A 7,396-nucleotide genomic window follows, 5' to 3' on the forward strand; every position below is an offset into this window, starting at 1 on the left:
GGGGTACTCCCCGCCGGAGCCGCGGTCGTTTCGGAAGCTAGTGCACCGGAGTCAGTTTCGCGAGCACCTCAGGGAGGTCCCGGGCGTGCACCACGCCGAGGCGCTGGGTGGCCCTGGTGAGCGCGACGTAGAGGTCGTTCATGCCCCGCGGCGACTCGTCCAGAATTCGCTGCGGTTCCACGATCAGCACCACGTCGAACTCGAGGCCCTTCGCCTCGCGGACCGACAGCACGCTGACCGAGTCCGACATCAGGTCGCGGAACTCGTCCACCCCGTCCTCGCTGGTGAGCACCGCGACGAGACCCGGTCCCGTCTCGGCGGCCACTCGCGCCCGCACCTCGGCGGACACCGCGGCCGACGGCACCCGCCGGGCCCACGGCTGCGTCCCGGAGTCGCGCACCGAGCGGGGGACGGACTGCGCCGGGTCGATGGCCGCCAGCACGTCCTGTGCCACCGCCATGATCTCCGACGGGGTGCGGTAGTTGACCGTGAGCTCGGTCAGCTTCCACCGGCGCGCGACGTACGGTTCGAGCACCGTCTGCCAGGACGAGCTGCCGGCCGGATCGCCGGTCTGTGCGGTGTCGCCGACCAGTGTCATCCACCGATTCGGGATGCGGCGCATCAGCATCCGCCACGCCATCGCCGACAGCTCCTGGGCCTCGTCGACGATCACGTGCCCGTAGGTCCAGGTGCGGTCCGCGGCAGCCCGCTCCGCCGCGGTGAGTCGCTGCCGCAGGTCCTGTCGCTGCGCCAGCTGGCTGGCGTCGATGAGGTCGTAGGCCATCAGGATCTCGGGGTCGAGTTCGTCCTCGAGATCCTGTGGTGCCGAGCCGGTGAGGATGTCGAGCGCGCCCTGCGCGTCGGCGATCTGTGCCCGCCATTCCCGCGTCGCCCGTTCGCGTTCGGCAGCGTCGTCCACCCCGAGCAGTTCCGCGAGCTCGTCGAGCAGCGGGGCGTCCGCCGCACTGAATCCCGCCACCCCGACTCGGTGCAGCAGCTCGCGCTGCCCGGCCGTCAGGTCCCGGGCCGCGGTGTCGAGCCGGGCCCGGGACGAGAGCAGCTCGGCGAGCACCTGCTGGGGCGTCAGCAGCGGCCACAGCTCGTTGATCGCGGTCATGACGTCCGGATCCGAGCGCATCTCGTCGCGGATGTCGGCCACGTCGTCGCGGCTGAGCAGGTTCGCGCCGCCGAGAACGTTCGCACCGAGGTTGGCGGCGAACTGCTCGGCCAGCGACTCGATCACGGCGGACACGAAGATCGGGCGCGCGAGGTTGTGTGGCCGGCGCGACGAGCGTGCCCGTCCCCGGGCCCTGGTGACGGTTTTGCGGTCGAGCGTGATCGTGTAGGTGTCGAAGCTCAGCGAGACCGGTTGGGCGGGGATCAACTGCCGGTCGCGGACCGCCTGCTTGAGCACCGCGACCATGTCGAGTGACCCCTTGACCGCACCGGTCTCGAGGGAATCCTGGTGTGTCGCGGTCACTCCCGGGTACAGGTCGCCGATCGTGGACAGCAGCACACCGGTCTCGCCGAGGGAGGGCAACACCTGGCCGATGTAGTCGAGGAAGGTCGCGTTCGGCCCGACGATGAGCACGCCGGACTTCGCCAGCTGCTGGCGGTAGGTGTAGAGCAGGTATGCGGCGCGGTGCAGGGCGACCGCGGTCTTCCCGGTACCCGGCCCGCCCTGGACCACCATGACCGACTTGTGCGCGGACCGGATGATCGCGTCCTGTTCGGACTGGATGGTCTCGACGATGTCGTTCATCTGGCCGGTGCGAGCCGCGTTCAGCGCGGTCAGCAGCGCGCTCTCACCGGCCACGCCGCCCGCGCCGTCCACCGCCCCCGCCTGCTCGGCGGCGGCCAGGTCGAGGTACTCGTCGCCGAGGCCGGTGACCTTGCGGCTGCGGGTCCGGATGTGCCTGCGGCGGGTGACGCCCTCCGGCGCCGCAGGTGTGGCCAGGTAGAACGGGCGGGCCAGCGGGGCGCGCCAGTCCAGCAGCAGTGTCTCGAAGTCGTTGGCCTCGTCGAGGATGCCGACCCGGCCGATGTAGCGGCGCGGGTCCTCGCCGTCGACCTCGGGATCGAGGTCGATGCGGCCGAAGCACAGACCGTTCTCGGCGGCGTCGTACTTGGCGATGTCCTCGGTGTACATCTGCGTGAACGACTCGCGTTCGCTACGCGCCTGAGGGGTGCCCCCGGTTTGCAGGAGCGCCTTGCTGAGCCGGGTGGACGCGTACTCGCGCAGCGCGTCCAGTCGGTCGTACAGCATCGACACGTACTGCTGCTCGCGGTCGCGTTCGGCATGCTGCAATGCCTCGTCGGGCAAGTGATCTCCTCGGCCGGAAAGGGTGGGAAAAGGGCCAAGGAAGTCTAGTAGGTCCGATCGGGGTGCCGCAGAACCGGCAGGTCCCGGCTGTGATCGACGATCGGCGGAAGCTTCTCGGTGAGGAAGGGCTTCCATCTGTTCACCCCGAGAACAGGGTCGGCCCGCGCGGTGTTCGACCCTGCGCGTGAGGGCCGCGTTCGAGACGTTCGTCGGTGCGTCGATCGTTCCCGGAGTTTCGAGGGGGCCGGTCAGCCGGATGCAGCCGGCACCGGAGTGAAATACGCCTCGCCGATTGCGAACATGCCCCGCTGCGGCAGCCAGAAGTCGCCGAGGCGGGCCTGGTCGGGGAGCGGGCCCGGTGCCCCGAGGTCGATGCCGTCTACCGTCGCCCGGCTGTCGTCCACGGCCCACAGTCGGCGCGGATTGGCGCGGAACGACTGCCCGTTCGGGGCCGTCCCGGTCAGCCCGACCCGGCCCACCCCGAGGAGCGGACCCGCGACTCGGGCCATCAGCGCCAGCACGTGGTCGTTGCGCCAGAGCGCTGCCGGCAGCAGCGATCCGGCAACGCTCATCGCGCGCGTGGCGGGGGAGCGCGTCAGCGTCAGCGACCAGTCGATCGTGTCGTCGACGGTCGTCTGGAGGGACGCCGGTCCCGTCCAGGTGACCGTGATCGTCGCGGTCCGGGACTCTGACAGCGCCCGGCTGAAGTAGCGCGGGCAACCGGTGTCCGGTGCGCTGCTGGTGTACATCACCCAGCGGCCGGCCGGATTCCGGTGCCACACCGAGGTGTAGCCCGGTCCGATCGAGCTGGCCGCGAAGTGCCGGAGCGCAAGACAGTGGCCGCTCGCGAACGGCAGACCCATCACGCCGTATCCGGCGAACCGCTCGAGCTCGTCGCCCGGCGGCAGCGTCGGCGGCCGTTCGGCGAGCGTTCTCGGATTGGTGGCCATGACTGCTCCCGGTGGATGCTCGGCCCTCGATCGACGTCCAGGCTCGTGGTCCCGTTCGGGGAGTCCGTCGTCGAGGCGCGCGGCACACCGGCCGGTTCGGGTCATTGCGTGCACCGCCTCATCAGCGTATGCACAAAACGGTCCGCAAAGACGATCAGAGGCGAGAGGTTCCGCATCTCCCGACGCGTCTCGCGGACTGGACGACGCCGCGGCTACCGACGAGGTCGCAATCGTTGACGAGCTGATCCCGGCGTCGACGCACTCGGGAAGTCCGGCGGGACCGTTCAGGCCGAGGTCACCAGCCGCGCACCTGCCACTCCGCGAGGTTCGGACGCTCCGCGCCGAGGGTGGTGTCCTTGCCGTGGCCCGGGTAGACGACGGTGTCGTCGGGGAACCGTTCGAAGATCTTGGTCGTGACGTCGCGGTAGAGGGAGTCGAAGTGCTCCGCGTCCGGGGTCTTGCCGACGCCGCCGGGGAACAGCGAGTCGCCGGTGAACAGGTGGACGGTTCCGCTCGCGGGGTCGGTGAGGGCGAGGGCGATCGAACCCGGGGTGTGGCCGGCCAGGTGGATGACCTCGAGCGCGAGCGAGCCCACCTCGACGAGGTCGCCGTCGGTGACCGTGCGGTCCGGCGCGACCGGGAGCGTCGCGGCGTCGAGGGCGTGTGCGACCGTCGGCACTCCGGTGAGCTTCACCACCTCCGCCAGCGCGAGCCAGTGGTCGGGATGCTGGTGGGTGGTGACGATCGACGACAGTGAGGGCGCGGCCGCCTCGATCAGTCGGGCCAGGCGGTCGGCTTCGTTGGCGGCGTCGATGAGCAGCGCGTCGCCGGTCGCGGAACACACCACCAGGTAGGCGTTGTTGTCCATGGGGCCGACCGAGATCTTCGTGATCGTGGCGCCGGCGATGGTGCGACGCTGCGGGTCCGAGCCCGGGGCCAGCTCGCCGGTGTAGTGGTCGTCGATTGTCATCTGCTGCCCGTCCATGACCGGGACGCTACCGTCCGAACCGGACCCGTGGCGGGTCGGACTGAAGCAAGCGTGTCGGAGGGTCGGCCTACCATGTGCATCGGCCGAGGACTCATGCGTTCGACCAGTGCGCATGCACCGGACAAGGGGAGAAGGGACATCGAGTGGCGGACCGCCTGATCGTGCGAGGAGCGCGTGAGCACAACCTGCGAGGCATCGACATCGACCTGCCGCGGGACAGTCTCATCGTCTTCACCGGGTTGTCCGGATCCGGCAAGTCGTCGCTCGCGTTCGACACCATCTTCGCGGAGGGACAGCGTCGCTACGTCGAGTCGCTGTCGGCCTACGCCCGGCAGTTCCTCGGGCAGATGGACAAGCCCGACGTCGACTTCATCGAGGGACTCTCGCCCGCGGTGTCGATCGACCAGAAGTCGACCAACCGGAACCCGCGCTCGACCGTCGGCACCATCACCGAGGTGTACGACTACCTGCGCCTGCTGTACGCGCGGGCCGGTACGCCGCACTGCCCGGTCTGCGGAGAGCAGATCGCCAAGCAGAGTCCGCAGCAGATCGTCGACCAGGTCCTCGCGATGGAGGAGGGGACCCGCTTCCAGGTCCTGGCGCCGGTCGTGCGCACCCGCAAGGGCGAGTTCGTCGACCTGTTCGAGCAGCTCAACTCGCAGGGCTACGCCCGCGTGCGAGTGGACGGCGTGGTGCACCAGCTGACCGACCCGCCGAAGCTCAAGAAGCAGGAGAAGCACGACATCGAGGTCGTGGTCGACCGCCTCACGGTGAAGGCGAGTTCGAAGCAGCGACTCACCGACTCGGTGGAGACGGCGCTGCGCCTGGCGGACGGCATCGTGGTGCTCGACTTCGTGGACCGCGAGGAGAACGCCACCGACCGGGAGCGGCGTTTCTCCGAGTCGCTGGCCTGCCCGAACGGGCATGCGCTCGCCATCGACGATCTCGAGCCGCGCTCGTTCTCGTTCAACTCCCCGTACGGCGCGTGCCCCGAGTGCACCGGGCTCGGCATCCGCAAGGAGGTCGACCCGGACCTGGTGGTGCCCGACCCGGAGCTGAGCCTCGCGGACGGCGCGATCGCGCCGTGGTCGATGGGGCAGACCTCGGAGTACTTCGGCCGGCTGCTGTCCGGGCTCGCCGACGCGATGGGTTTCGACATAGCGACACCGTGGAACAAGTTGCCCGCGAAGGCTCGCAAGGCGGTCCTCGAGGGCAGCGAGCACCAGGTGCACGTCAAGTACAAGAACCGGTACGGCCGCACCCGCTCCTACTACGCCGAGTTCGAGGGTGTCATGCCCTTCCTGCACCGCAGGCTCGAACAGACCGAGTCCGAGCAGATGAAGGAACGCTACGACGGGTACATGCGCGACGTGCCCTGTCCGGCCTGCAACGGCGCCCGGCTGCGGCCGGAGATTCTCTCGGTCACCATCTCCGCCGGCGCGCACGGAAAGAAATCGATCGCCGAGGTCGCCGACCTGTCCATCTCGGAGTGCGCGGACTTCCTGAACAGCCTCACCCTCGGTGCCCGCGAGGAGGCCATCGCCGGTCAGGTGCTCAAGGAGGTGCAGGCGCGGCTCGGCTTCCTGCTGGACGTCGGTCTGGAGTACCTGTCGCTGGCGCGGGCCGCGGGCACCCTGTCCGGCGGCGAGGCGCAGCGCATCCGGCTGGCCACCCAGATCGGCTCCGGACTGGTGGGGGTGCTGTACGTGCTGGACGAGCCGTCGATCGGACTGCACCAGCGCGACAACCGGCGACTGATCGAGACCCTCACCCGACTGCGGGACCTCGGCAACACGCTGATCGTGGTCGAGCACGACGAGGACACCATCCGCACGTCCGACTGGGTGGTCGACATCGGTCCGCTCGCGGGCGAGCACGGCGGCAAGGTGGTGCACAGCGGGCCGTATCAGGAACTGCTGACGTGCGAGGAATCCCTCACCGGCGCTTACCTTTCCGGGCGGTCCAGCATCCCGGTGCCGCTGATCCGGCGTCCCGTGGACAAGAAGCGTCAGGTCTCGGTGATCGGTGCGAAGGAGCACAACCTCAAGGACATCGACGTGAGCTTCCCCCTGGGCGTGCTCACGTCGGTCACCGGTGTCTCCGGGTCCGGCAAGTCGACGCTCGTCAACGACATCCTGGCTACGGTGATGGCGAACAAGCTCAACGGCGCCCGGCAGGTGCCCGGCAGGCACACCCGGGTCAACGGGCTCGACCAGCTCGACAAGCTGGTGCAGGTGGACCAGTCGCCGATCGGTCGCACGCCGCGGTCGAACGCCGCGACCTACACGGGAGTCTTCGACAAGATCCGCACGCTGTTCGCCGCGACCACCGAGGCGAAGGTGCGTGGCTACCAGCCGGGCCGCTTCTCCTTCAACGTCAAGGGCGGTCGCTGCGAGGCCTGCTCCGGCGACGGCACCCTCAAGATCGAGATGAACTTCCTGCCCGACGTCTACGTGCCGTGCGAGGTCTGCCACGGCGCGCGGTACAACCGCGAGACCCTCGAGGTGCACTACAAGGGCAAGACCATCGCCGAGGTCCTCGACATGTCGATCGAGGAGGCCGCCGACTTCTTCGAGGCGATCACCTCGATTCACCGCTACCTCAAGACGCTCGTCGAGGTGGGGCTCGGGTACGTGCGCCTCGGCCAGCCGGCGCCGACGCTGTCGGGCGGCGAGGCGCAACGCGTCAAGCTGGCGGCGGAGCTGCAGAAGCGGTCCACCGGCCGCACCGTCTACGTCCTGGACGAGCCGACCACCGGCCTGCACTTCGAGGACATCCGCAAGCTGCTCGGCGTGGTGAACGGTCTCGTCGACAAGGGCAACACCGTCATCGTCATCGAGCACAATCTCGACGTGATCAAGACCTCGGACTGGGTGATCGACATGGGCCCCGAGGGCGGGTCCGGGGGCGGGACGGTGGTCGCCGACGGCACCCCCGAGGACATCGCGGCGGTCCCGGCGAGTTACACGGGACGGTTCCTCGGAGAGGTGCTGGCCTCGGCGCTGCCGGCGGGCGGCAACGGTTCGGTGGAGAAGGCCGCACCGAAGCGCAAGCGTGCACCCCGCAAGGCGGCCGCGGCGGTCTGACCTGACGGGCCGGGCTGAGCCGACGATCATGCAACGAGGGGCCGGGACT

Annotated in this window: 4 protein-coding genes; 1 reads left to right on the plus strand and 3 read right to left on the minus strand. The window is 69.3% G+C overall.

What is annotated here, in order from left to right; genetic code table 11:
- Positions 1–37: 37 nt before the first annotated feature.
- The 3 genes from ACFXGJ_RS23470 to ACFXGJ_RS23480 form a co-directional block, all read right to left on the minus strand.
- Positions 38–2,266, minus strand: a complete 2,229-nt coding sequence (locus tag ACFXGJ_RS23470; protein ID WP_378625606.1) for a HelD family protein — start codon at positions 2,264–2,266, stop codon at positions 38–40.
- 305 nt (positions 2,267–2,571) lie between these two features.
- Entirely contained in the window at positions 2,572–3,273 is a 702-nt protein-coding gene (locus ACFXGJ_RS23475) for a hypothetical protein (RefSeq protein WP_378625593.1), read from the minus strand.
- Between the two features lie 295 nt (positions 3,274–3,568).
- Positions 3,569–4,258: an MBL fold metallo-hydrolase gene (locus ACFXGJ_RS23480; protein ID WP_378625597.1), complete on the minus strand. Its 690-nt coding sequence runs from the start codon at positions 4,256–4,258 to the stop codon at positions 3,569–3,571.
- A 146-nt stretch (positions 4,259–4,404) separates the two neighbouring features.
- Here ACFXGJ_RS23480 and uvrA point away from each other — a divergent pair, with 146 nt between their 5' ends.
- Complete coding sequence (gene uvrA / locus ACFXGJ_RS23485) at positions 4,405–7,347, plus strand: excinuclease ABC subunit UvrA (RefSeq protein ID WP_378625601.1); 2,943 nt, start codon at positions 4,405–4,407, stop codon at positions 7,345–7,347.
- Positions 7,348–7,396 lie beyond the last annotated feature (49 nt).

The organism is Rhodococcus sp. NPDC059234, from assembly GCF_042754225.1.
Lineage (GTDB): Bacteria > Actinomycetota > Actinomycetes > Mycobacteriales > Mycobacteriaceae > Rhodococcus_G.